Below are 24,246 nucleotides of genomic sequence, written 5' to 3' on the forward strand. Positions count from 1 at the left end.
TATTGTCGCCGCACCGCGGGAGGTTTCCGAGATCCAGCGACAGGGATCCCCCCCCGTGGGTGAACCGTATCTGATCGGAGAGGCCATGATCGGCGGCTATGGTCGGGGCGCGGACATCCTGCACGGCTGCACCATTGCTGTGGAACGCGGTGAAATTGCCGTAATCGTTGGGCCCAACGGCGCCGGCAAATCCACCGCGATGAAGGCGGTTTTTGGGATGCTGGACCTGCGGGCCGGGCATGTGCGGCTGGACGGTGACGATATCACAGCCCTCAGCCCACAGGACCGCGTGGCCAAGGGCATGGGGTTTGTACCGCAGACCCAGAACATCTTTACCTCGATGACGGTCGAAGAGAACCTTGAGATGGGTGCCTTTATCCGGCGCGACGATTTCCGCCAGACCATGGCGCAGGTCTACGACCTGTTCCCGATCCTGCGCGACAAGCGGCGGCAGGCTGCGGGCGAATTGTCCGGCGGCCAGCGCCAGCAGGTGGCGGTGGGTCGGGCATTGATGACGCAGCCACGGGTGCTGATGCTGGACGAGCCGACAGCCGGCGTGTCACCCATTGTGATGGATGAACTTTTCGACCGGATCATCGAGGTGGCGCGCACTGGAATCTCGATCCTGATGGTTGAACAGAACGCGCGCCAGGCGCTGGAAATCGCCGACAAGGGCTATGTTCTGGTGCAAGGTGCCAATGCCTTTACCGGGACGGGCAAGGATTTGCTGGCCAACCCGGATGTTCGGCGGAGTTTCCTTGGCGGATGAAAATTTCGTTCGCCTTATCGCCGCCCCTGCCGACAGAGTTGTGCGATCGGCGCATCCCGAAGCGTGCAGTGCCAGTGGCGCTGACAGGATTTGCGTATTTAGAAAGAGAAGAACCGGGGGTGGCTTTGGAAGTCTGTAAGGGATGCGCGCGATGGATCTGCTGAACGCTGTGGTGGCGCTGGCCAATTTTGTGCTGATCCCGGCAACGGCTTATGGCGCGCAGCTCGCGCTTGGGGCGCTGGGGGTAACGCTGATTTATGGCATTTTGCGATTTTCCAACTTTGCCCATGGCGACACCATGGCATTTGGAACCATGTGTACCATTCTGGTGACCTGGGGATTGCAGACGCTGGGGCTGAGCCTGGGGCCATTGCCCGTTGCCCTGTTGGCGATCCCGTTTGGCATAGTGGGTACCGCGGCGATGGTGCTGTTCACGGATCGGGTTGTCTATCGGTTTTACCGCGCGCAGAAGGTCAAGCCGGTGATTTTGGTGATCGTGTCGATTGGAGTGATGTTCATCACCAATGGCGTGACGCGGTTCATTATCGGCACAGAAGAGCAGAACTTTGCCGATGGGGCGCGGTTTCTGATCGGTGCGCGCGAATTCAAGGCGATGACAGGCCTGGATGAGGGACTCGCGATTCGCACGACGCAGGCAGTCACTGTGGTGACGGCCGTGATTGTAGTGGCGCTACTGTTCTGGTTTCTGAACCGTACGCGCACGGGTAAATCCATGCGAGCCTATTCCGACAACGAGGATCTGGCGCTGCTGTCGGGCATCAGTCCCGAGCGCGTTGTGCTGGTGACCTGGCTGATCGTGGCGGCGCTGGCAACGATCGCCGGGACGCTTTACGGGCTGGATAAGTCATTCAAACCCTTCACATATTTCCAACTGCTGTTGCCGATCTTTGCCGCGGCCATTGTTGGTGGGCTTGGGTCACCGCTGGGCGCGATTGCAGGCGGTTTTGTCATCGCATTCTCCGAGGTCGGCATCACTTACGCCTGGAAGAAGGTATTGGGGTATCTGCTGCCCGATACGCTGGCACCGGACGGGTTGGTGCAACTGATGTCAACGGATTACAAGTTCGCGGTCAGCTTTGTCATTCTGATCATCGTCTTGCTGTTTCGACCAACCGGTCTGTTTGCGGGGAAATCGGTATGAACGATCTGGGGCGCGGCGCGCTGCTGTTTGCCATTGTGGCCGGGCTGATCGTCGGCACAGGGTTCGTGCAAAGCTGGAATTCGGCGCTGCTGATCCTGAACATGGGGCTGGTGAGCGCCGTTATGGCGCTGGGGGTGAACCTTCAATGGGGGTTTGCCGGGCTGTTTAATGTCGGCGTGATGGGGTTCGTCGCCTTGGGCGGGCTGGCCACGGTGCTGGTGTCGATGCCGCCGGTCGGCGCGGCCTGGTCGGCCGGTGCTGGTCGGCTGTTTCTGGCGCTGGCGCTGGGGCTGGCGGTGATTGGCGGCGCCATCGTGATTTGGAGCCGGGTCCGGCGCGGGTTACGGGGATGGTTGGTGGCTGCGGTTTTGGTGGCTGGCTATTTCGCCTTTCGTGCGGTGTTCGATCCAGCCGTGAGCGCGATCGAGGCCGTGGATCCGGCAGCGACTGGATACCTTGGCGGGTTGGGCCTGCCGGTGGTGCTGGCCTGGCCGGTCGGTGGGCTACTGGCGGCCGCTGTGGCCTGGCTGATCGGCAAGACCGCATTGGGGTTGCGATCAGATTATCTGGCCATCGCGACGCTGGGCATTGCCGAGATCATCATTGCCGTTCTCAAGAACGAGGACTGGTTGGCGCGTGGGGTCAAGAACGTGATCGGCCTGCCCCGGCCTGTGCCCTATGAGATTGATTTGCAAAACGATCCCGGTTTTGTCGCCCGTGCGGCAGAACTGGGGGTTGATCCTACGACCGCTTCGACTCTGTATGTCAAGCTGGGCTACGGCCTGATGTTCGCTGTCGTGCTGGTGATCCTGCTGGTGCTGGCGCAGCTCGCGTTAAAGTCGCCCTGGGGACGGATGATGCGCGCGATCCGCGACAACGAAACCGCGGCGCGGGCCATGGGCAAAGATGTCACGCGACGGCATTTGCAGGTCTTTATTTTGGGGTCTGCCGTTTGCGGCATTGCTGGCGCGATGATGACCACGCTTGACGGGCAGTTGACGCCGGGCACTTATCAGCCGCTACGCTATACCTTTCTGATCTGGGTGATGGTGATCGTTGGCGGGTCGGGTAACAATTTTGGTGCCGTTCTGGGCGGGTTACTGATATGGTTCCTGTGGGTGCAGGTCGAACCGATCGGCCAGGCTGTGATGGTGCTGGTCACATCCGGCATGGCAGACGGGTCATGGCTCAAGGCGCATCTGCTGGATTCGGTGCAGCACATGCGGCTGTTGACGATGGGCGTGATCTTGTTGGTGGTGTTGCGGTTCAGCCCGAGGGGTCTATTGCCTGAGAAGTAAGACTGTTGGCAGGTTTCGGCGCCGGGAGGGCGCCAGCCAGGTTAACCCGGCAATGTCAAAATGATGGCCCTGCGATCCGTGGCGACAACCGTGTGTTCGTACTGCACAACCGGCGCGCTCGGCTGACTATAGAGCGTCCATCCATCATCCAGCTCTGCCGCCCACAGACCGCCTTTGGATAGGAACGGCTCAACCGTCAGCACAAGCCCCTTGTTGATACGCCGCTTGTCGTGCTGCGTCGGCCAGGTTGCGATTTCTTCTGGATATTCGTGCAGAGACCGACCGACGCCATGGCTGGCCAGATTGCGGATCAGCGTATAATCCCGCGCCTGAGCAAAGCGGCCAATTGCCGCTCCGATGCCTGCCAGTGATTTGTTGCTGCCAACCTGCGCGATACCGATCTGCATGGCACGGTGCCCGTCACGACAGAGCCGATCCAACGAGGCGCGCACTGGCGCGAGGCGAAATGTTGCCCCGGTATCGGCAAAGTAGCCGTCCTTTGAGGCTGATACGTCAATGTTGACCAGATCGCCGCGGGCGATCACCCTGTCACCGGGGATACCATGCGCGATTTCCTCATTCACACTGATGCAGGTTGTCCCCGGAAAATCATAGCACGATTGCGGCGCTGAGACTGCCCCCTCGCGCTCGAGAAACACGCGACCGATCTCATCCAGCTCGCGTGTCGTCATGCCCGGCGTCATAGCTTTTGCCATGGCTTGCATCGTGTTGGCGACGATTCGACCGATTTCCTCAAGTTTATCCAATTCGTCTTGCTTGGTAATCGTCATTGAAAGGCCCCTAAATCCGTTGGTATCTTAGCGTCTCTGGCCGAAAATGTCCCGCACTGCGCCCTGGTTCGGAAATCACAGAGACGCAAGCAATAGGACTATTGGGCAAGTGACCTGACCGGAGCAAACCGCTATCGTAAAGCAAATACCGGAGATGCCCTAGCCATGACCCAAGCGTTGCAACAGCCACAATCCGAGCCGCCGATGTCGGCGCTGGTGGTGGATGACCATCCTCTGTTTTGCGACGCGCTGACGATGACGCTCCAGTCCATCGCCGATTTCACCACGATCCGCAGCGCGGGCACACTCGAATCCGCCCTGGCCGTGTTGCATCAGGAACCGGGAATTTCGATGATCCTGCTGGATTTGAATCTGCCGGATGTGAACGGGCTGGACGGGCTGGTGCGCCTGCGAAACGCTGCGCCACGTGCCGCGATCATCATCGCATCGAGCATGGCGGACAACCGGATGATCAGCCATGCGCTCAAGGCCGGGGCCAACGGATTCGTGCCCAAACATTCCCAGCGCTCGGTCTTTCGCCGCGCATTCGAAGCGGTGGCGGCAGGCCAGCCCTTTGTGCCGGATGGATATATTGATCCCGACGGACGAGGTGGTGCGACCGCGCCCGAAACCGCGCTGATGCGGCTTGGGTCGCTGACCAACCAACAGGCGCGAATCCTCAATCTGATTTGCGAAGGTAAGCTGAACAAACAGATTGCCTTTGACCTCTCGATTGCCGAAACCACGGTCAAGGCACATGTCACTGCAATCATGCGCAAACTCGGGGTTCACAGTCGCACTCAGGCGGTGCTGATCGCTCAAGAGGCACGGTTTTCGAAGGTCTTGCCAAACGACGAGGAGAGAGCCTAGACTCGCAACCGCACTATTTCAGAAAGCAACGACACGGTGGACGGAGCACAAACCAGCTCTGCCCGGGGGGAGGCCATGTCGACCGGAGCACTTTGCGTGGCACAAGTCGCCTGTGACCACCCTGCCCCGGTTGAAGCGATCTGTGATCAGTTCGGACCGGAACGGTTTGATCTGGTACTGATCTTTGTCTCACCCGACGCAGATTTCACGACCCTGACCCAGAGCGCCATCGGGCGCTTTGGCGGTGCTGACGTTCTGGCCTGTTCCACCGCCGGAGAGCTGGGGCGCGAAGGCTATGAGGATGGCCAAATCATCGCGGTCGGGTTTCCCTCGGCGCTGTTTTCAGTGCAGACCTATGCGATCGACAATCTGGATCATATGGATCAGCAGGCCGTAACCGACGGGCTGATCGAACATCGCGTGGCGCTGGGACAGCGGGCGGGACATATGGCGCAGGAATTTGCCTTTCTCCTCGTCGACGGGCTCAGCCGACGCGAAGAGCATCTGACCACATTGCTGGCTGCCGGACTGGGGCCGATGCCGCTGTTCGGCGGATCAGCCGGGGATGGTACGAATTTCCACGGCACCTGGCTCGCCCGGAATGGGGTGGTGCGGCAGAATGCGGCGCTGGTGGCGCTGGTGCGCACTGTCTGCCCGATCAAGGTGTTCAGCCTGGACCATCTGGTGCCGACCGACACGCGGATGGTGGTGACACGGGCCGATCCCGACCGACGCATCGTGCAGATGATCAATGCAGAACCGGCGGCGCAGGAATACGCAAGGCTGTTGGGCAAAGATCCCAACCAACTTGGCACGTTTACCTTTGCCGCCCATCCCGTGGTCGTGCGGCTGGGAGACAGCCATCACGTGCGCGCCATTCAGCGGGTCAATGCCGACGGCGAGTTGGTGTTCTTTTCCGCCATCAACGAAGGCATGGTCCTGACGCTGGCCGAGCATCAGGACATCGTCCGCCATCTCGAAGACGGCCTGGCGCGGCTCGACCGGGTGGGTGCGCCACCGCCGCAGATCCTGGGGTGCGATTGCCTGCTGCGACGGATAGAAGCCGGGCAAAGCCAGCAAACCCGCGCCATCTCGGACATCCTCAAGCGACGCAACGTGGTGGGGTTTTCAACGTATGGCGAACAGATCGGCGCGCTGCATGTCAATCAGACGCTGACCGGGGTGGCGATCTATGCGCCGCCCGCCCCGAAACAGGTCTGAGCAGTGCCAATGTCAATCATCAATCCTGCCGACAGCGTCGAGCGGCAGAATGAAAAGCTGATTGAGATCACCGAAGCACTGATGCGTCGGGTGGAATACGGCACAACGCAATCCGGTGTGGCCTATGCGCAGTTCGAACGTGCTGCCCTGCTCGAAAAGCGGGTGCGCGAACGCACGCTTGAACTCGAACGCACCCTGGATCTGCTGCACGAATCCAACAGTCAGCTTGGCCGAGCCAACCAGGCAACCGAGGCCGCGCGCCGCAACCTTGCCGACGCCATCGAAACCGTCTCCGAAGGCTTTGCGCTGTTTGATCCCGCCGACACGCTGGTGATGTGCAATTCGCGGTTCTGCCGCGATTTTCGCGATACGGTGCAGGATCTTAGCCCCGGCCTGCCGTTTCCGGATTATGTCGAACGGATCAGCCAGAGCCGCTACCTCGCCCTGCCCGAGGGTGAGACACCCGACCTCTGGCTTGAGCGGCGCATCGACCGCCACAAAGATCGGCACGTGATGTTCAACGTGCAGCTGGCGCATGACCGCTGGTTGCAGGTCAGCGAACATCGCACCGCCAATGGCGGCACCGTGGTGTTGCAGACCGATGTGACCGACATCATCCGGCTGGAACGGCAGGAACATACCCGGCTCAAGGACAAACAGGCGCGGATGATCCGGGCGACGCTGGACCATTTGAATCAGGGCGTCTGCATCTTTGATGAACAGGGCCAGCTGGTTGGCTGGAATCAAAAGCTGGGGCTGCTGCTGTCGCTGCCCGCGCGGCGGCTAAAGCTTGGCGTGTCGTTTATCGGGCTTTTGGATGAACTTGACTCCGGCATCCAGTTTACCCGTGGGATCGACCGCGACACCTTTCGTCTATGGGCTAACGCAACCGGACCACGCCAGCCGGTATCGTTCGAGGTCCGGCGCGGCGAGCGGATGATCCTGCACATCTTTGGGCGCGGGATGCCGGACCGGGGCTTTGTAATTTCCTGCACCGATGTGACCGCCGAACGCGAAGCGGCGCAAAAGCTGCACGAAATGAACGAGATCCTTGAACAGCGGGTGATGGAGCGCACCCTCGAACTTGAGGATGCGCTCAGCGCGGCCGAGCGCGCCAATGCATCAAAATCGCGGTTCGTCGCCGCAGCCAGCCACGACCTGTTGCAGCCTCTGTCGGCGGCCAAGCTGTTTATCTCATCTCTGGCGGACCGCACCGACCGGCCCGATGATGCGGCGGTCCTGAGCAAGGCGGAAACCGCTCTTAGCAGCGCCGAACAAATCATTGACGCATTGCTCAATATCTCGAAACTCGATTCCGAGCGGATGAGCTTTGACATCCGCCCCGTCGCCCTGAGCGAAATCCTGCACCCCCTGCGTGACGAGATGGAGGTGCTGGCGGCAGCCAAAGGGCTGCGTCTGCGGATCGTCGATTGTGGACTTAGCGTCGACACCGATCCCGCCTATCTGCGCCGGGTGGTACAGAACCTGATGGCGAATGCAATCCGCTATACCGAACGCGGTCAGGTGCTGGTGGGTGTGCGCCGCCGGGGTGGATCAGCGCGGATCGAGGTCTGGGATACCGGGCCAGGCATCGCAGAAGAGGATCAGGGCACCATCTTTGAAGAGTTCAAGCGCCTCGACACCAAGGCCAGCCGCAATGACGGGCTGGGGCTGGGACTCGCGATTGTTGAACGGGCCTGTGCCCGGTTGGGTCATCCTCTGGGGCTTTGGTCCGAACCGGGACGCGGCAGCTGCTTTATGGTCAACGTCCCGGTGGCTGGACGTGTTGTCCCGGCACGCACGGCAGACGCGCGCCCGACGCGTCCCACCGGGTTGGCGCAATCGGGACTGATCGTGCTGCTGGTTGAAAACGATCCGCAATTGCGTCGCGCGATCACCATCCTGCTCGAAAGCTGGGGTTTGCATGTTATCGAGGCGTCCGATGCGAGCAGTGCGTTGCAATTGCTTGACGATCTTGAGATCAGCCCCGATGCGCTGGTTCTGGATGAACAGCTGGGCACCGGGCTGTCGGGAACGGCACTCTATGACCAGATCCATCGCTTGAACGGCCCCTTACCCTGCATCATCATATCGGCAAACCGGTCAGCCGAACTGCGGGACCGCTGTTCCGCCCTGGGGCTCGAGCTGATGCACAAGCCGCTGGACCGAAATCGGTTGGGACAATTCCTGAACGCAGCTGCCGCACAATGCTAAGCGGCATTCAGCAGCATCAGTTTCAGGCCAAACAGGTCAGCAGGAATACCGCTAGTCCGGCGCGACTGGCGGATTCAGCGATATCACAATGTGCCGCGACATCCGCGATGCGCATTGGGCAGGCCCAAGTGATGCGGGTTGACGATCAGGATCCACATCGGCGGATGGCCGGGTGCCTGTGTCTTGCGATAAGAGCAGTTGTCCGAAGTGACATAGATCGACTCAGAAACATTGCCGCCCGTCGGCGCCCGCGACGCGGCGTTCCAAACGGTCGCATCATTCGAAAGTCCGGTCGTAAAGCCCTGAATATCAGCAGCGACGGGCGCCGCCATTAAGGCAAGCGTGGCGGCAAGGATGGACGTTTTCATGAGTGTTCTCCAGCAAATGTGTCAGCAGCGCGACCCGTGGCGCCATAAGCCGTTATATGCGGTGGCTCGGGTCAAACCTGTGGAAACAATGTGGCCAGACTATGCGGAATGCGCTGCATTCTCGGCGTATTTTACAGAGTTTTCAACACGCGGCTCTGAGCGGCGGCGCGTGTTCAAAACCGCAATCTTTCCGCTGCAAGGGATCGGAAAATGTGCCGAATTAACATGGTAAGTTGCTTTGACTGAACATTTCGGTCCAAGTCCAGAAGGCAAAGACCAAAGTTTATTCGGCAAGAACCGGGCAGAAAATCAGCGCGGCTCAGACCCGGCTCAAACTCGGCGCAGCGCCAGAACAGCATTCAGACCGCCAAAGGCAAAGGCGTTGGTCAGCGCCACTTCGACCTTTGCCTCGCGTGCCTCGTTCGGAACAACGTCCAGCGCACATTCGGGGTCTGGCTCTTCATATCCGATCGTTGGCGCAATGATTCCGTCGCGCAACGCCATGATACAGGCCAGAAGCTCTACCGCGCCCGTGCCGCCGATGAGGTGACCATGCATCGACTTGGTTGACGAAATCATCAGCTTGTCCGCATGGGTTCCAAAGACATCCGCAACGGCAGCACATTCCGTCTTGTCATTGGCGGCGGTGCCAGTGCCGTGAGCGTTGATATAACCGACCTGTTCGCGCGCGATCCCGGCATCCTGCAACGCGCCCGCGATTGCCCGCGCCGCCCCCTGCTTCGACGGCATCACAATATCTGCGGCGTCCGAGGTCATGGCAAAGCCCACGACTTCGGCCAGCATCTCGGCACCGCGCGCACGGGCGTGCTCATAATCCTCAAAGACAAAAACCCCCGCCCCTTCGCCCTGCACCATGCCGTTGCGGTTGGCGGAAAACGGGCGGCAGGCGTCGCGGCTCATCACGCGCAAACCTTCCCATGCCTTGACCCCACCAAAGCACAGCATCGATTCCGATCCACCGGTGATCATCGCCTGGCTCATGCCGCTGCGCACCATCTGGAACGCCTGCGCCATGGCATGGTTGGAGGATGCGCAGGCCGTGGATACCGTATAGCTCGGTCCTTTGAGGTTGTACTGCATCGACACATGGCTGGCGGCGGCATTGTTCATCAGTTTGGGCACCACAAACGGATGCACCCGGTTTTTGCCATCCTCGTAGACCGAGCGGTAATTATCGTCCCACGTGCTGACACCGCCCCCGGCCGTGCCCAGAACAACACCGGCGCGGGCCGCCAGTTCGCCGCCAAACGTCAGACCGGACTGGTTAATCGCCTCGTGTGCTGCCATCAGGGTAAACTGTGTAAACCGATCATACAGCGTTAGCTGCTGACGGTTGAATATCCCCTCGGGAACGAACCCCTTGACCTGACCGCCGATCTTGATCGACAGCCGGTCAACATCGCGAAATTCGAGATCCGAAATACCGCAACGCCCCTCGCGCATCGCGTCGAGCGTTTCGGGAACATTATGTCCCAGCGCGTTGATGGTTCCGGCGCCGGTGATGACAACCCTCTTCACCCGGCCTGCTCGGCAACCAGTTTTTCGATACCAGAAACGATGCTGGCAACAGATGAGATGTCGAAATCGCTCTGGTTTGGTTCGTTGGCATTGAACGGGATCGAGATATCAAAGGCTTCTTCGATCGCAAAAATACTCTCGACCAGGCCCAGGGAATCGATCCCCAGATCGTCGAGTGTGCTCTCCATCGTCACGTCTGATACCTCAAGAACTGCCTGCTCTGCGATGATCTCTATCACTTTGTCTTTGACGTTCATGTGACACACCTCTTGTTGCGGCTGACGGGGCTGGCGCTGATCTAGTCATTCCCGAGCAGCTTGGAAACTGATTTCTGCATCGCCGCCACATCGCGGAAAAGCCGTGGCAGGCGACGCAGTGCCTTGTAACTCTCAACCTGGGTTTCCATCTTCATGGCCGGATAACCCAGCATCACGCGACCCGCAGGCACGTTTGCCAGCACCTTGGTCGCTCCGCCGGTGATGACGTTATCACCGATGCTCAGGTTGTCGCTGATCCCGGACTGGCCACCTAGAACCACGTTGTTGCCGATACGCGAAGATCCAGCGATGCCCACCTGCGCGCAGATCAGACAGTCGCGCCCGATCACCACGTTGTGGCCAACCTGAGCCAGGTTGTCGAATTTGCAGCCATCGCCCACAACCGTATCCCGCACGCTGCCCCGATCAATACAGGCGTTGGCCCCCAGTTCGACATCGTCACCGATGGTCACGCCGCCCAGCGAATGGATGCGGGCCCAGCTTTGGGCGGTGTCAGTGCCTTGCTCGCCCAGACTCTCGCGGGCGCGCTCGACCCCCGACACCTCGGGTGTGACAAAGGAAAATCCATCCGCGCCGACAATGGCGCCCGGCTGCGCGATGAACCGTGCTCCGATGCGGACACGCGCACCGATGCGCACACCGCTGTGCAACAGGGCCTTTTCCCCCAGATGCGCGTCGCAGCCGACATAACACTGCGGGCCAATGACAGAGCCCGCGCCGATCACGGCACCGGCTGCAATTACCGTAAAAGGGCCAACCGACACGCCGTCACCCAGTTGCGCAGTCGGATCAATGCAGGCCAGCGGATGAATCCCTGCCGCATAGCCCTGCCCCGGATCCATCATCGCTGACAGCCCCGCCATGGCAAAGCGCGGACGCGGTGCGACAATCGCTGCCTTCAGCCCATAGCCCTGCCAGTCCGCCCCTTGCCACAACATGGCTGCACGGGCCTGCCCTTGTGCGATTGTATCGGCATATTCGGGACGCATCGCCAGCGCGATCTGATCCGGGCCACAACGTGCGGGTTCCGCTACGCCAGTGACCATGATCGACGCATCACCAAGCGCCTCGACCCCCAGAGCCGCGGCAATCTGTCCGATGCTATGCGCCATTTGGCCTGTCCCCCGCGTCACGTTACGCGGGCAGGTTTAGCCGCGTTGCGCGGTCAGAGCCACCCCTGCATTGCTCAGCGCATCCCAGATCCGCCCATCGCGTCCATAGACATCCGCACGATAGTTGACCTTGCCTTTGGCGGTGGTAAAGGCCGTGCGATACATAATGTGAACCCTCACCGGTTCGTCCAGATTCACCCGGCTTTCCGCCTTGGAGCGCAGGCGCGATTGAAACAGCCCCTTAGGATCGTCCGTCTGTTTGGCCAGCAAAGCATAGGCAAAATCGAACGGATCGCCCAGCCGGACACAGCCATGGCTATAGGCCCGCACATCATGCGCAAACAGGCTTTTTGACGGCGTATCATGCAGATAGATGTTGTACTTGTTCGGGAACATGAACTTCACCTGACCCAGCGCGTTGCGGGGCCCCGGCGGCTGACGCATCGCAAACGGAAAGCTTGAGGCCGAATATTGCGAGAACCCGTTGCGGGCAACCCGACGACCTCGGCTGTCGGTGATCTCAAGATGGCTGACGGCGCCGGGATTGCGGCGCAGCAGCGGCAGATATTCTTTGACCACGATCGAACGCGGGACATACCAGCTTGGGTTGATGACCATGAATTCCATCACATCCGAAAACTCGGGGGTGCGGCGGTCTGAGCTGTCGGCGCCCACGACGGCGCGGGTTTCAAAGGTCACTTTGTTGTCGTCGATGATCCGGGCGGTAAAATCGGTGAGGTTGACGTTGATATGACGTTTGCCCAGCCCTTCGGGAAAGTTGATCCAACGCTCGCGCTCCATCGCCACGACGATGGATTGCAGCCGCTCTTCGACGCTGCGGTTGATCTCTTTCAATGTCGCACTGCCCGCCACACCGTCGGTTTCAAGACCGTGATCGGTCTGGAATTGCTGCACTGCCATCTGCATTGTCGAATCATAGCTCGCGGCGGCGCTGCGGGTCATATAACCCATGGCGATCATCCGGTTGCGCAACGCAACCACCGCCGTACCGCTCTGCCCCGGCTCAAGCTTGGCTGCATTGACGGCAGGGCCCCAGCCGCCCTGTGGCAACACCCGCTCCAGCAGCAGCTTTTCCTTCATCAGCCGGGCATATTCCTGCGTCCGAGGTGCCAGCGCGCGAAAAAAGACCCGCGGATCACCCTGCGTCAAGGCAACAAGATTGGCCTGGGTGTCGCGCAGCGGCACCTCACGCACCAGTCCGGCATCCACTTTGCGCGGCTCCAACACTCCGGTCTGAAGATCCCGCGCGAAACGGACAAAAACCTGACTCAGTTCAACTTCGATTGCGCCGCGTTCCCGAGCCGTGCGCGCATCACCCATCTTGCGCATCAGCCCCGCCGCATCATAGCGCGGCACCGGAAGACCATGCACCGCCGCAGTTCCAAGCGCCTCGATCAGCGCCATGCGGCGCGCGCGGTCTGCGTCGGTATCGCCGGTCCAGATTGGTGCAAAATCGCGGGCCCGGTAAAAGGCGGCGATTCCATCATCACGCGACGCTTGCTCGGCCACAGTCTGCCTGAAGGCCGTCACCTGCGCGGTTGCCGGGGCGGCAAAGCTGAGCGCAACCGTCCCTGCCAGCAGCAGCGCGCAGAGGCTTTGGCGGATTGCCGGGCGGTCTGTCATCTGCATCATGGAACCTCAAATATGTTATAATTACTTTATTTCGTTGTTTCAGAACAGCTTGCCAACTGTCTAATCACAATTGCTCCATGTCTCTACGAGGGGCGCAATTGATGCAAGGCGGTACCGCAGCGAAACCGAATCGCCACATTGATCAGGATTTAAGCAGATTCTTGCCGAAAGCCCTTGATTGCTAAAAAACCAACCAATTCGATCTTTCGACACGATTCGAGATGTGGCATAAGAATCGTGCATCTGGGGATGAGATGGCAGACCGCGCAACGTCGCGGGAAAACAGGTAAGAGACGACGGGACAGGCACTCTGACATGACTGACGTAAGCTCGGGAAATATCTCGCGGCGCAGCCTTCTTGGCGCGTTCGCAGCAACAGCAATCGCCGCAGCACCGACCTATGCCAACGCAGCAGGATTTCTGCGTGGCGGCGGTGACATCCGGCGGGTCAAGATGATCTCTGGACGGACAGGCGAACGCCTCAACATGATATATTGGGTCGAGGGCGACTATATCGCCGACGCAATCAAGGAAGTGCACTACTTTATGCGCGACTGGCGGACAGACGGCGTCAAAGCGATTGATCTACGCACAATCGACATCATGGCCGCCGCCCACAACATGATGGATGTGAGCGAGCCTTATCTGCTGGTCTCGGGCTACCGCAGCCCGGCCACAAACGCGATGCTACGGTCGCGATCCTCGGGTGTGGCGAAGAATTCGCTCCACCTCAAAGGTCAGGCGGCTGACCTGCGGCTCTCATCGCGGTCGGTCAACCAGATGGCCAAGGCAGCGTCGGCGTGCCGCGCGGGCGGTGTCGGGCGGTATTCCGGTTCGAACTTTGTGCATATGGATTGCGGGCCGGTTCGCAGCTGGGGCCGGTAGATACGCATATCTACCTCACTTAACGCTACCATCGAAAGCACCCCATGGGGTGCTTTTTCGTATCCAAGGTTAACAGTGGTACACCCGGCGAATATATCCCCGCAAACGCTGACATCCTGCAACTACACAGAAATCAAACGGCAATGCATAAGAAAGTGGCGCGGTTGACGGGGCTCGAACCCGCGACCCCCGGCGTGACAGGCCGGTACTCTAACCAGCTGAGCTACAACCGCGCAATGCGCTTACAGGATGGACGGGCAGTGATGGCGCGGTTGACGGGGCTCGAACCCGCGACCCCCGGCGTGACAGGCCGGTACTCTAACCAACTGAGCTACAACCGCTCACTGCCGCCAAGTCCCCTCAGCGTTCGCGGTGTTTATGACGCCTACCGAACATCGTCAAGCAAGGAATTCCCGTTTTTTGACCTTTCCTGCACCGCGGCGCAAAGACGTCAGCGTGCTGGCAGCGGAATGAACTCTGCGTCGTCGCCAGGTGGCAGTTGGAACCGGCCTTGCGCCCAGTCCTCGCGGCGCCATGCCTCTTTGGCCTCTTCGATTCGCTCTTGCGACGAGGCGACAAAGTTCCACCAGATAAAGCGCGGCCCCTCCAGCGTCTCGCCACCCAGCAACATGAGCCGCGCACCCTGCCAGTCTGCCGTCAGGCTGATCCGATCACCGGGCCGGAACACCAGCATTCTGCCGGCCTCATAGGTTTCGCCAGCGACCACAATCGCGCCCTCGACCACGTAGACGCCGCGATCTTCGTGATTGTCTGGCAGGGGCAGCGCGGCACCCGGCTGCAGTATCGCGTCAGCATAGAACATCTCGGATGCGGTCGCGACCGGCGCAGTTTCACCATAGGCATTGCCCAGAATCAGCCGGACCTGTTTGCCCTCTCCCTCGATCAGCGGCAGCGCATCACGGGCGGCGTGGACAAACTCTGCCGGACGATCTTCGTGATCTTTCGGCAGCGCGACCCAGGTCTGAACCCCAAAGAACGGCATCGCGGTGGTCTGGGTCGCGTCATCCGTACGCTCGGAATGCGTGATCCCCTGCCCCGCAACCATCCAGTTGACCGCACCGGGTTCGATCCAGGCGTCTGTACCCAGCGAATCCCGGTGGTGCATCCGCCCGCGATAGAGATAGCTGATCGTCGCCAGACCAATATGCGGATGAGGCCGCACATCCAGCCCGCGTGTGGGCAAAAACTCGGCCGGTCCCATTTGGTCAAAAAAGATAAAGGGCCCGACCATCTGCCGTTTTGGCGCAGGCAGGGCACGACGCACCTCGAAACCACCCAGGTCGCGGGCGCGCGGTATAATCAGGGTCTCAATCGTATCCACGTCGTCGCCGGTCGGGCAATGTGGATCAAGTGCAGGATTCCAGCTCATGGTGTATTCCCTTTTCGCTATCAGATGCGATCAAGGTACATGGCTTTGATGTCGCTGGTAATTCCACACGAGATGCAACACTACGTGCAAATTTGCACGGATCAGCCCAGCAGGCAGAAAACAGTGCATATCCGCAGTGGGTCGTTGGTCAATTTTCGTCAAACAGTTTATCGCGGCGAACCCAAGGCACCCGGCTGCCGCGATCCCCTTTCATCAAATGTGGCAGGAGCCTCGCCGCGCAGCAGATAGCCCACTTACAGCCCGGCTCAGCCTGCCGCTTCGGCCCGCTCAGCCAGGCTAAGCCAGTCTTCCTCGGCCTTGGCCAAGGCGCTCTGCCGCGTCACCAATGCCTCGGTCGCCTTGCGGAACTTCACCGGCTCGCGGGTAAACAGCTCGGGTGTGGCCAGCAACTCTTCCAGCTTGGCAATCTCCGCCTCCAGGCGGGCAATCTCGCCCGGCAGAGCGTCGAGCTTGTGCTGCTCGGTAAAACTCAGTCCTTTTACCGTGGGCGTTGCCGCCTTGGCTGCACCACCTTTGGCCCGCTTGGACCCTTTCTGTGCTTTGACGTCACTGAAATCACCGCCGCGTTGCGAGCGGTAGTCGCTCCAGCCGCCAGCATAGACCGTACCGCGCCCGTCGCCTTCCAGCGCAACAGTTGTACTCGCCACCCGATCCAAAAAGTCGCGGTCGTGGCTGATCAGCAGCACGGTGCCGTCATAATCACCCAGCAAGTCCTGCAACAAATCCAGCGTCTCGACGTCCAGATCGTTGGTCGGTTCGTCCAGCACCAAAAGGTTGCTTTCCCGCGCCATGATCCGGGCCAGCAGCAGCCGCGCCTTTTCACCGCCCGACAACGACCGCACGGGCGCACGTGCCTGCGCCTCATCAAACAGGAATTCCTTGAGATATCCGACCACATGCTTTGGCTGGCCACGCACCAAAATCTGATCCGCCTTGCCCGACACCCGCATCTCGGAATCGCCGGTCATGCTTTCCCACAGACTCATATCAGGATCGAGCCGCGCCCGGCCCTGATCGAACACAGCCACATCCAGATTGGTACCTAACTTGACCGTGCCACTATCGGGGGCAATCTCTCCTGTCAGCATACGGATCAGTGTGGTCTTGCCCACGCCGTTCGGGCCGACAAAGGCAACGCGGTCGCCGCGCTGCACCGTTAGCGAAAAATCCTCGAGCACAACGGCATCACCGAACCGTTTGGAAATCCCCTGCGCGTCGATCACCTTTTTGCCCGACGCCCCGCCGGAACTAAGTCCCATAGCCGCAGTGCCCTGCCGTCGGATCATCGAGCTGCGCTCGGCCCGCAAATCTTGCAACGCGCGCACGCGGCCCTGATTGCGGGTACGCCGGGCGCTGATACCCTCAACCGCCCACTTGGCCTCGGCCTTGATCTTGCGATCCAGCTTGTGACGGTTCTGATCTTCTTCTTCCCAGGTCTTGTCGCGCCAGGCCTCGAAATCGGCAAAGCCCTGCTCTTGCCGCCGCACCGCGCCGCGGTCGATCCACAGCGTCGCGCGCGTCAGCTCGGTCAGGAAACGGCGGTCGTGGCTGATCAGGACAAAGGCCTTGCGTGTGGTCTTTAGCTCGGATTCGAGCCAGCCAATCGCCTCGATATCCAGATGGTTCGTCGGCTCGTCCAGAAGCATCAGGTCCGGTTCCTGCGCCATCAGCCGCGCCAGAGCCGCGCGCCGACGCTCCCCCCCTGACGCTGTCGCCACCAACCGTTCGGGATCGAACTTCAGCCCCTCGCCAGCCCGCTCGACCAGGTACATCTCGCCCGGCTCAAGTCCTTGCGCGGCATAGTCGCCCAGGGTTTCAAATCCAGCTAGATCCGGTTCCTGCTCCATATACCCGACCGAAATTCCCGGCGACACGGTTCGCAAACCGCTATCTGCCTCGACCAGTCCCGCCATGACCTTTAGCAGCGTCGATTTGCCCGACCCGTTGCGCCCGACCAGCGCCACCCGGTCACCGGGCTGCACCACAAGCGACAGATCGGCAAATACCGGATCCCCCCCAAAGGTAAGAGCAATGTCGGAAAGCTGGAAAAGGGGTGTCTGTGCCATGCCGCACCCGCTAGGCCCGTCGCCGGACAAGGTCAAGCGCCCGCACCTTCTTCTCTTGAAAAATACACCGGTAATTGGCGCAAACGAACCCGGCGTTGCAAACAGCAGGCGAAACGCACGTGGGTTTCGAAGGTTGTGGCGCAATTCCGCGATTCAGACTGTCTTCTCTGTCCGATCATCATCCATCACGGTCGGGCGTACCCGCCATCGCCTGCCACCAGTGGGCAGTTCCCCAAATAGCATACCAGACGTCGCGCGGCCGGATCAGCCAGGTTTCACCCGGCGCAAAAGGTCATGCTTCGGGGCGCTTGCGACTACGCCATCCGCCGCGACGACGCGGGGCCTCGGTCGCGGTCAGTCCTTCGGTCAGGACAAGCGTCATCGGATGCCCGACCTCACCGTGGCGCTGCAGCAACTCAGCAATCAGCGCAGAGGTCTGCGCATCCACCGGCACGGCCAGCGCCCAGTCAAGAAAGATCGACCGACATTCGCCATAGCTGATTCCCTCGATCCGATAGGCTTCATAGATCAGCCCCTTGGGATCGACCGTATCACCCTTTCTCATGACGTCTCCTCTGCATCCGGCAGAACCGCGTCCAGTATCGCCGCAGCGGCGGCAGCGTCCTGTTCCAGCTGCGACAACAACGCATCGATTCCCGTAACCCCAGCCAGTTTTGTGAGGAAACGACACCCCCCCGCACCAAGCGCTTGAGGTTTCAGCACGCTGTCCGAAATCAGCCGCGCGCCGATCTGCACGGTCCAGCACAGGGTATGCGTGTGCACCAAATGCGCTGCCTGCGGCGCTGATATCCAACCAAGGTCGCGCGCCGCCTCTATCCCGGTTGCCACGCTGCGATCAGGCGTCGCACTTACCAATGCGCCGGCCTGGGCAAACAGTTCGATGTCCTGCATCCGCCCGCGCCCCAGCTTGGGGTCCCAGGGATCGCTAGCCCTCTTGGCCGCCGCAATTCTTGCGCGCATCTGTGCCACGTCGCGCAGCACCTCATGATCGTCGCGCGGCACGATCAACAAGGTGTTGCGAAATGCCTCGACATCCTGCGCCAACGCCACGGGACCGGCAACAACCCGCGCCCGCGTCAGCGCCAGATGCTCCCAAGTCCAGGCGTCATTCTTTTGATAAGTGCGAAAGGCATCCAGACTGGTTGCCACCGGACCTTGATTGCCTGACGGGCGCAGACGCATGTCCAGCTCATACAGCCGCCCCTCGGCCATCGGCGCGGTCAGACCAGTGATCAATGCCTGTGTCAGTCGCGCATAATAGGTTCGGGACGGCAGCGGGCGACGCCCATCAGACGTCTCGACCCCATCCGGATCATAGATCACGATCACATCAAGGTCCGAACGCGCATGTAACCGCCCGGCACCCAGCGACCCCATGCCCAGCACAACGGCACCCCGCCCCGGCGCCGGGCCGTGCTTTTTGGCAAACTCTGCCTGCACCACCGGCCATAGCCCCGCCAGCGAAGCCTGCGCCAGATCAGCATAGCGCATCCCCGTCTCGGCCGCGTCGGCCAGCCCGCGCAACAGATGCACCCCGATGCGAAAATGCCATTCCTTGCCCCAGCGCCGCGCCGCATCCAGCTTGCGTTCATAATCGGCCTCGCGTGCCAGTACGTCGCCCAGTTCAGCAGTCAGTGCCACACCGCCCGGCCAATCGGCAAAGAAATCGCCGCCGATCACCGCATCGAGTACACCCGCATTGCGCGACAGATGCCGCGCCAGATCGGCGGATATGCCCGTGATGTCCACCAGCAGGTCAATGAGCTGCGGATTGGCCTCGAACAGCGAAAACACCTGAACGCCGGCCGGCAACCCTTCGAGAAAGCCGTCGAACGCCAGCAGCGCTTCATCGGGTTTGGCGGCCTGTCCCAGCCGCGACAGGATCTCGGGGCGCAGCCGGTTGAAAATCTCAACCGCGCGCCCGGATCGCAGTGCCGGATAGTTTGGCCAGCGCGACGTGATCGCGTTTTCATTGTCACTTTCCGCCGCTGGTTCACAGGCGTCGGGGGCAAAGAACCCCTCAGTCAGCTGATGCACTTCGGTCAGCCGGTCGCGCAAATCGCGCGTCATCGTGGTCGTGTCCAGCCCCATCAGGCTGGCGAGCCTGTCCAGCCCGTCGTCCGATCCGGGCATGTCGTGGGTCTGCGCGTCGTTGATCATCTGGACCCGGTGTTCGACCTCGCGCAGGTGACGGTAATGCCGCGCCAGCGTCTCAGCCACCTCGGGCGGAAACCAGCCTTTGGACGCCAGCACACGCAACCCCGGCACGGTTCCGCGCACCCGCAGATCCGGATCGCGCCCGCCGGCGATCAACTGCCGTGTCTGGGTGAAAAACTCGATCTCGCGGATACCGCCGCGCCCGAGTTTGAGGTTGTGCCCCGGCACCGTGATCGGCCCGCCCAGCCCCTTGTGTTTGCGAATTCGCAAGCGGATATCGTGCGCATCCTGAATTGCCGCAAAATCCAGATGCCGCCGCCAGATAAACGGGCGCAGCGTCTCAAGAAACGTTTGCCCCGCTGCAATGTCCCCCGCCGCTGGCCGCGCTTTGATATAGGCGGCGCGTTCCCAGGTGCGGCCCAAACTTTCGTAATACCGCTCGGCCGCGTCCATCGCCATGCAGACCGGCGTGACCGATGGATCGGGCCGCAGCCGCAGGTCGGTGCGAAAGACATAGCCGTCGCCGGTCAGATCATTCAGCGTCCCGCTCATCTTGCGGGTGGCGCGGACAAAGCCCGATCGCGCTTCGTGATACTGCTCCGGGTCGAACCGCGTCTCATCAAACAGGCAGATCAAATCGATATCCGACGAATAATTCAGCTCTGCGCCGCCCATTTTGCCCATGGCCAGCACCACCATCCCACAAGCCGTTTCAAGATCCGCCTCGGTCATGCCGGGCAGCTTGCCGCGCTTAACCTCAAGCGCCAGCGCCGGACGCAACGCCGCCTCGCAGGCGAGGTCAGCGAAATCGCTGAGAGTGCCGGTGACCTTTTCCAGCGGCCAAACGCCTGCCAGATCTGCCAGCGCAGTCAACAGCGCCACGCGGCGCTTGGCCTGTCGTAACCCAGGTGCAACCGTGTCGGCCCTGAGCGCGCCGACTTTGGTCATCAGCACGCTTAGCGTGCCCTCGGGATCGTCCAGCGCTGACTGAAGCCATTCAGCCTCGCGCGCGATCAAACCCTTGAGATAGGGACTGCTGCCACCGGTTCCATTCAGCAATTCAGCCACCGCCCCACGGGCCCAGGGCACCGCTTCCAGGGCGTCACGCCCGGCATCGGGTAAATATGGTCGCGGGCAGCGCGTCATGCGAGAAACAAAATCCATACGCGTAAATGCCCATGCCTATGCGTCACATGCAATGGTCTGCGTGGTGCCGAACGGTCACAGTCGTTGCCGCGCAAACAATTTTTTCGGTTTTGGATCGCCCGCGTGTTTTACAAACCCGACATCGCGCCGCTAGGCTTAGCGAAATTCACGCGGAATTTACGGAGCGGTATGTGAGTAAGAGTCTGAAACGTGTCCGTGCAGCGCTTGCCGATGCCGGGATCGAACCCGAGGTTGTCGAGGCGGGACAGGCCAGGACCGCTGCCGAGGCAGCCGCGGCTGTGGGCTGCGCGCTCGACCAGATTGCCAAGTCGATCATCTTTCGTGGCGAGACGTCGCAGACCGCACTGCTATTCCTGACGGCTGGTGGAAATCAGGTAGACGCGGCGCGTGCCTCTGCTCTTGCGGGTGAACCGCTGGGCAAGGCGGATGCCGCGCTGATCCGGTGTCAGACCGGCTTTGCCATTGGCGGGGTCGCGCCCCTGGGGCATCTCAATCCGATCCGCGCCTGGCTTGACCCCCGCCTGCTGGAGTTCGAAACAGTCTGGGCGGCGGCAGGCACGCCCCGGCATGTGTTTGCACTGCGCTCGACGCTTTTACAGCCCCTAACCGGAGCCGAAATAGCGGATTTCACTAAAACCCCACCGCCCCAACACCAGTAACAATTTGAATTAAAAAGAAAGTTTCGTAAATGTAAAAAACATTCACATCAACCCTTGAAGGTTTTGGCCAGAACCCCGATCTATTCAATGTGAACGGCATTCACATTGCAACGCAAACATCGGAGACCACAATGACTTCAACCTATACGAACGCAACGCTTCCTGCCGATGCCGGTTGGTTTTCGCGATGCGAGAGCTGGCTGGACAGCAAGGGCAAAGGCGCATGGGCCGCCGCAATTATACTCGGCTTTATCTTTTTCTGGCCGGTCGGCCTCGCCCTTCTCTTTTACGTGATCTGGAGCAAACGCATGTTTTCAAAATCCTGCGGCAAAGGCCGCCACGCGCATCGCCGTCACCACGGCTTTCACGGTATGAAATCCTCGGGCAACAGCGCCTTTGACGCCTACAAGGAAGAAACGCTGCGCCGTTTGCAGGATGAACAGGAAAACTTTGAGGCATTCCTTGAACGGCTGCGCGCCGCCAAGGACAAGTCCGAGTTCGACCAGTTCATGGAAGACCGCGAAGCCCGAACACGCGGCAACGACGACGCGGAAGCGCCCAACTTGCCAGCATAAACAGGTTTTCGGCGCGGCCCCAGAACGGGGCCGCGCCGTTCTATTGACGTGTCATAATCGCTACCTATTATGCCGACAGCCATACCTACCCCAGACGGAGTGTCTATGGATCATACGATATCCCACTTACCCGACCCGCAGTATCAGCCGCAGTTCTACAACGATGTGCCGCTAAAACGGGCGTTGGCGTGGGTCGTGGACCTGATCGTGGTCCTGGCATTGTTGATCCCGGTTGTCCTGATGACAGCGTTTGTCGGACTTTTCTTCCTGCCAGTGCTGTTTCTCTGCATTAGCTTTGTTTACCGCGTGATAACTCTGGCATCCGGATCTGCGACTTGGGGTATGCGCCTTATGGCGATTGAATTGCGCGACGCCCGCGGGCGACGTTTGACCCCGGGCCTCGCCTTTGTGCATACTTTGGGCTACACGATCTCGCTTTCGCTACCACTGGTGCAACTGGTGTCGGTTATCTTCATGGCCACATCCGAGCACGGCCAGGGCCTGAGCGATATGTCGCTGGGTACCGTAATGATCAACCGTCGGGCATAAAGTCGGCTGATCTCTTGCCGGTCAGAACCCCCATCTTTGCTATCAGCCCAGGTCTCTTGTCACAATGTCTGTGCATGCGAGCTCCGCTAGCCCTCACGCGGTAGGAACCCCGGATTTAGGAACCGCCCTCGGTTGCCTTGCGCCGGGGGGCTTGGCGGCGACAGATTCTGTTGCTACGCTTCGGACTAACAGATCAAACACCGGGACAAACATGCGCCACACGCTGCCACTTGCGCCGCAATTTTATGTGACCGCCCCGCAGCCGTGCCCCTATTTGCCGGGACGGATGGAGCGAAAGCTTTTTACCGCATTGCAGGGTGATACGGCGGAAAAGCTGAATGATTCCCTGTCCAAGCAGGGCTTTCGCCGGTCACAGAACGTGCTGTACCGACCATCTTGTGCGGAATGCGCCGCTTGTCTGTCGGCGCGCATTGATGTGTCTGCGTTCAATCCCAGCCGCAGCCAGCGCCGCACCTTGAATCGCAACCGCCACCTTGTGCGCCGCGCCACCAGCCCATGGGCGACCGAGGATCAGTACAGCCTGTTCCGGCGCTACCTTGACCAGCGCCACGCCGATGGCGGCATGGCCGACATGGACGTGTTCGAATTCGCCGCGATGATCGAAGAGACGCCAATCCGCAGCCGCGTCGTGGAATATGTCAATCGCGACACCGATACACTGACGGCGGTGTGCCTGACAGATGTGCTCGATGATGGGCTGTCGATGGTCTATTCCTTTTACGAACCGACGCTGCCAAAGCAGAGCCTGGGATCCTACATCATATTTGATCATATCGAAATCGCGCGCGAAGCCGGGCTGCCCTATGTCTATCTCGGCTACTGGGTGCCCGGGTCTGACAAGATGGGATACAAGGCCGGGTATTCCGGGCTCGAGATTTATCGCAAGGGCAAGTGGCAAAAACTGCAGCCGTCCGACACTTTTGAGGCGGATATTCACCCGCTCTCGACCGATCCGATTGCGGAACAGGTTGCCAATATTTCGCTGCCCGACGTCCGCGGATGACGCAGCGCCTGCACGCCGTGACGTTGGTTGTACCCGACTATGACACGGCCATCGCGTTTTACGTCGATACCTTGGGATTCACGCTGCTTGACGATCTGAGGTTGTCGGCCAGCAAACGCTGGGTCCGCGTTGCCTTGCCCGGGGACGATGCGACCAGCCTGCTGCTGGCCCGCGCCGACACCCCGGAACAACAGACCAGCATCGGCAATCAGACCGGCGGTCGGGTTGGCTTTTTCCTGGCCACTGACGATTTCCATCGGGACCACTCGGCAATGACCGCCGCTGGCGTGACGTTTGAAGAAAGCCCGCGCAGCGAAGTCTATGGCATCGTTGCCGTCTTTCGCGACCCGTTTGGCAACCGCTGGGATCTGATCCAGTTTACCTGATCCTGCAACTGCCCTGCGCCGATTGAGTTTTTCGCAATCGGGCCTGTCCTTCGGGAACCGTCGCGCGCTTC

The 24,246-nt window shown here is 60.5% G+C and carries 22 protein-coding genes and 2 tRNA genes; 12 read left to right on the forward strand and 12 right to left on the reverse strand.

Annotated elements, in window-relative coordinates:
• Positions 1-55 precede the first annotated feature (55 nt).
• The 3 genes from IMCC21224_RS11445 to IMCC21224_RS11455 all read left to right on the forward strand — a co-directional run bounded on the left by IMCC21224_RS11445 (position 56) and on the right by IMCC21224_RS11455 (position 3,229).
• Positions 56-769 (forward strand): ABC transporter ATP-binding protein, encoded by a 714-nt coding sequence (locus IMCC21224_RS11445; RefSeq protein ID WP_047997056.1) that lies wholly within the window; start codon positions 56-58, stop codon positions 767-769.
• 151 nt (positions 770-920) lie between these two features.
• Positions 921-1,931 (forward strand): branched-chain amino acid ABC transporter permease, encoded by a 1,011-nt coding sequence (locus tag IMCC21224_RS11450; protein ID WP_047997057.1) that lies wholly within the window; start codon positions 921-923, stop codon positions 1,929-1,931.
• Positions 1,928-3,229 (forward strand): branched-chain amino acid ABC transporter permease, encoded by a 1,302-nt coding sequence (locus IMCC21224_RS11455; RefSeq protein WP_047995471.1) that lies wholly within the window; start codon positions 1,928-1,930, stop codon positions 3,227-3,229. The genes IMCC21224_RS11450 and IMCC21224_RS11455 overlap by 4 nt, the downstream gene beginning before the upstream one ends.
• Before the next feature lie 41 nt (positions 3,230-3,270).
• On the opposite strand, the gene map is transcribed toward IMCC21224_RS11455, so the two are convergent.
• A complete protein-coding gene (gene map / locus IMCC21224_RS11460; protein WP_047995472.1) occupies positions 3,271-4,020 on the reverse strand; it encodes a type I methionyl aminopeptidase in 750 nt (249 codons plus the stop codon).
• Positions 4,021-4,185: 165 nt separating this feature from the next.
• Here map and IMCC21224_RS11465 point away from each other — a divergent pair, with 165 nt between their 5' ends.
• From IMCC21224_RS11465 to IMCC21224_RS11475, 3 genes are all read left to right on the forward strand, one after another.
• A complete protein-coding gene (locus IMCC21224_RS11465) occupies positions 4,186-4,890 on the forward strand; it encodes a response regulator transcription factor (RefSeq protein ID WP_047995473.1) in 705 nt (234 codons plus the stop codon).
• A 75-nt stretch (positions 4,891-4,965) separates the two neighbouring features.
• Complete coding sequence (locus IMCC21224_RS11470; RefSeq protein WP_047995474.1) at positions 4,966-6,111, forward strand: FIST N-terminal domain-containing protein; 1,146 nt, start codon at positions 4,966-4,968, stop codon at positions 6,109-6,111.
• 9 nt (positions 6,112-6,120) lie between these two features.
• Positions 6,121-8,325, forward strand: coding sequence for a PAS-domain containing protein (locus tag IMCC21224_RS11475; protein WP_047995475.1), 2,205 nt, complete (start codon positions 6,121-6,123; stop codon positions 8,323-8,325).
• 83 nt (positions 8,326-8,408) lie between these two features.
• On the opposite strand, the gene IMCC21224_RS26515 is transcribed toward IMCC21224_RS11475, so the two are convergent.
• From IMCC21224_RS26515 to IMCC21224_RS11500, 5 genes are all read right to left on the reverse strand, one after another.
• Positions 8,409-8,693 (reverse strand): hypothetical protein, encoded by a 285-nt coding sequence (locus IMCC21224_RS26515; protein WP_053078956.1) that lies wholly within the window; start codon positions 8,691-8,693, stop codon positions 8,409-8,411.
• Between the two features lie 330 nt (positions 8,694-9,023).
• A complete protein-coding gene (locus IMCC21224_RS11485) occupies positions 9,024-10,232 on the reverse strand; it encodes a beta-ketoacyl synthase (RefSeq protein ID WP_047995476.1) in 1,209 nt (402 codons plus the stop codon).
• Complete coding sequence (locus tag IMCC21224_RS11490; protein ID WP_047995477.1) at positions 10,229-10,489, reverse strand: acyl carrier protein; 261 nt, start codon at positions 10,487-10,489, stop codon at positions 10,229-10,231. Before IMCC21224_RS11490 ends, IMCC21224_RS11485 begins: the two co-directional genes overlap by 4 nt.
• Before the next feature lie 41 nt (positions 10,490-10,530).
• The gene (lpxD, locus tag IMCC21224_RS11495; protein WP_047995478.1) at positions 10,531-11,622 is read right to left on the reverse strand and encodes a UDP-3-O-(3-hydroxymyristoyl)glucosamine N-acyltransferase; all 1,092 of its coding nucleotides are present in this window, start codon (positions 11,620-11,622) and stop codon (positions 10,531-10,533) included.
• Between the two features lie 36 nt (positions 11,623-11,658).
• The gene (locus IMCC21224_RS11500) at positions 11,659-13,272 is read right to left on the reverse strand and encodes a murein L,D-transpeptidase (protein WP_082135320.1); all 1,614 of its coding nucleotides are present in this window, start codon (positions 13,270-13,272) and stop codon (positions 11,659-11,661) included.
• A 318-nt stretch (positions 13,273-13,590) separates the two neighbouring features.
• On the opposite strand from IMCC21224_RS11500, the gene IMCC21224_RS11505 reads away from it, so the two are divergent.
• Complete coding sequence (locus IMCC21224_RS11505; protein ID WP_047995479.1) at positions 13,591-14,160, forward strand: DUF882 domain-containing protein; 570 nt, start codon at positions 13,591-13,593, stop codon at positions 14,158-14,160.
• A 156-nt stretch (positions 14,161-14,316) separates the two neighbouring features.
• Here IMCC21224_RS11505 and IMCC21224_RS11510 read toward each other — a convergent pair.
• From IMCC21224_RS11510 to IMCC21224_RS11535, 6 genes are all read right to left on the reverse strand, one after another.
• Positions 14,317-14,393, reverse strand: a tRNA-Asp gene (locus IMCC21224_RS11510).
• Positions 14,394-14,424: 31 nt separating this feature from the next.
• A tRNA-Asp gene (locus IMCC21224_RS11515) sits at positions 14,425-14,501 on the reverse strand.
• A gap of 110 nt (positions 14,502-14,611) precedes the next feature.
• Positions 14,612-15,550, reverse strand: a complete 939-nt coding sequence (locus tag IMCC21224_RS11520; protein ID WP_047995480.1) for a pirin family protein — start codon at positions 15,548-15,550, stop codon at positions 14,612-14,614.
• 266 nt (positions 15,551-15,816) lie between these two features.
• Positions 15,817-17,637, reverse strand: a complete 1,821-nt coding sequence (locus tag IMCC21224_RS11525) for an ABC-F family ATP-binding cassette domain-containing protein (protein ID WP_047995481.1) — start codon at positions 17,635-17,637, stop codon at positions 15,817-15,819.
• Positions 17,638-17,929: 292 nt separating this feature from the next.
• Positions 17,930-18,202 carry a hypothetical protein gene (locus IMCC21224_RS11530; protein WP_047995482.1) on the reverse strand — a complete coding sequence of 91 codons (273 nt, stop codon included), beginning with the start codon at positions 18,200-18,202 and terminating at the stop codon, positions 17,930-17,932.
• Positions 18,199-20,979 carry a [glutamate--ammonia-ligase] adenylyltransferase gene (locus IMCC21224_RS11535; protein WP_047995483.1) on the reverse strand — a complete coding sequence of 927 codons (2,781 nt, stop codon included), beginning with the start codon at positions 20,977-20,979 and terminating at the stop codon, positions 18,199-18,201. The genes IMCC21224_RS11530 and IMCC21224_RS11535 overlap by 4 nt, the downstream gene beginning before the upstream one ends.
• A 173-nt stretch (positions 20,980-21,152) precedes the next feature.
• Here IMCC21224_RS11535 and IMCC21224_RS11540 point away from each other — a divergent pair, with 173 nt between their 5' ends.
• The 5 genes from IMCC21224_RS11540 (at position 21,153) to IMCC21224_RS11560 (ending at position 24,175) form a co-directional block, all read left to right on the forward strand.
• Positions 21,153-21,641 (forward strand): YbaK/EbsC family protein, encoded by a 489-nt coding sequence (locus IMCC21224_RS11540; protein WP_047995484.1) that lies wholly within the window; start codon positions 21,153-21,155, stop codon positions 21,639-21,641.
• A 131-nt stretch (positions 21,642-21,772) separates the two neighbouring features.
• Positions 21,773-22,216: a DUF2852 domain-containing protein gene (locus IMCC21224_RS11545; RefSeq protein ID WP_047995485.1), complete on the forward strand. Its 444-nt coding sequence runs from the start codon at positions 21,773-21,775 to the stop codon at positions 22,214-22,216.
• A gap of 105 nt (positions 22,217-22,321) precedes the next feature.
• Positions 22,322-22,765: an RDD family protein gene (locus IMCC21224_RS11550; protein WP_231582066.1), complete on the forward strand. Its 444-nt coding sequence runs from the start codon at positions 22,322-22,324 to the stop codon at positions 22,763-22,765.
• A 211-nt stretch (positions 22,766-22,976) separates the two neighbouring features.
• Positions 22,977-23,789 (forward strand): arginyltransferase, encoded by an 813-nt coding sequence (locus tag IMCC21224_RS11555; RefSeq protein ID WP_047995486.1) that lies wholly within the window; start codon positions 22,977-22,979, stop codon positions 23,787-23,789.
• Entirely contained in the window at positions 23,786-24,175 is a 390-nt protein-coding gene (locus IMCC21224_RS11560; protein WP_047995487.1) for a VOC family protein, read from the forward strand. Before IMCC21224_RS11555 ends, IMCC21224_RS11560 begins: the two co-directional genes overlap by 4 nt.
• The last annotated feature ends 71 nt before the right edge of the window (positions 24,176-24,246 follow it).

Origin of the sequence: Puniceibacterium sp. IMCC21224 (genome assembly GCF_001038505.1) — a bacterium.
Taxonomy (GTDB): domain Bacteria; phylum Pseudomonadota; class Alphaproteobacteria; order Rhodobacterales; family Rhodobacteraceae; genus Puniceibacterium.